Raw genomic sequence first — 1041 nt, 5'->3', positions numbered from 1 at the left:
TCTGCTTATAATTACTTTTGCGTATCTTGGTAAGATATTGATATCTAAATGAATATAATATTTTCATCTAAATCATGGGAAGATTATCTTTATTGGCAACAGATGGATAAAAAAACCATCAAAAGGATAAATGAATTAATCAAAGATATCATGAGGCAGCCATTTAGTGGTATAGGAAAGCCAGAGCCGCTAAAACATAATTTAACAGGGTTTTGGTCAAGAAGAATTACAGATGAGCATAGGCTAGTTTATAGGGTTACTGAAAAAGGACTAGAGATAGCTTCTTGTAGATTTCATTATTGATAAATTACATCATAAAACGAGATACGATCAAGATAATGTTATGTTAAAAAGCCAGTAATCAACTGGAATGATGTAGTTTTATGGCTTTGGCTAACGCTTCTACAGCTCAATCAGGGCAAGGACGAGACTTATCGGAATAAAAATATTGTCATGTTCATAATAGATTTAACTTTCCGTTAGTTACACTGTCACCTTTAAGTCTAAGCAACATTCAGAGGTATTTTTGTGTATGTGTTTGTTAGTGCTAAAAGCGTACCTGTTAGTAGTAACAGACAGAATAACAACATTCTAAAAGTCGATTTGTGCTTACCTGTTTTTTCATGCTTAACAAAAAAATACATCGTTAGGCAGTAAATTATCACTTGCATAATGATCAGTAAGTAGTACATACCAGCCCCCTACATATTATCAAAAATGAATAAAAATTAATCATCACATAAAACAGTCTAGTAATGCAACAGACTGCTTTTCTCCTAACTATCTTTTCACTATAAATTCAATTGTCCCTCAATGTTTTATAAACATATCCATGTTCATTATATTTAAACCCGAGTTTTAAATAAAAACTTATTACGGATTTATTTTTTATTTCACCTTTAATACAGATGATGTCAGATCCCTTAAGTTCATTAATAATATATTTTATTAATTTACTACCTATGCCTTTATTTCTAAATAAATGGTAAACTACGATATCTATAAGTATTGCTTGTCTTTTTTTTATGTAAATAAATGCTT

Annotated in this window: 2 protein-coding genes; one reads left to right on the top strand and one right to left on the bottom strand. The window is 29.9% G+C overall.

Annotated elements, in window-relative coordinates:
* Positions 1–48 precede the first annotated feature (48 nt).
* Positions 49–303, top strand: a complete 255-nt coding sequence (locus ACH6EI_RS27835) for a Txe/YoeB family addiction module toxin (RefSeq protein WP_278030795.1) — start codon at positions 49–51, stop codon at positions 301–303.
* 496 nt (positions 304–799) lie between these two features.
* Here ACH6EI_RS27835 and ACH6EI_RS27830 read toward each other — a convergent pair.
* A partial coding sequence (locus tag ACH6EI_RS27830; protein WP_397378514.1) for a GNAT family N-acetyltransferase occupies positions 800–1041 on the bottom strand: 242 nt, incomplete at its 5' end.

The sequence above is a fragment of the Priestia sp. JSM ZJ58 genome (genome assembly GCF_044383985.1).
Taxonomy (GTDB): domain Bacteria; phylum Bacillota; class Bacilli; order Bacillales; family Bacillaceae_H; genus Priestia; species Priestia zanthoxyli.
Note: the sequence above shows the minus strand (reverse complement) of the source record. Positions and strands in the feature narration are given on the sequence as shown.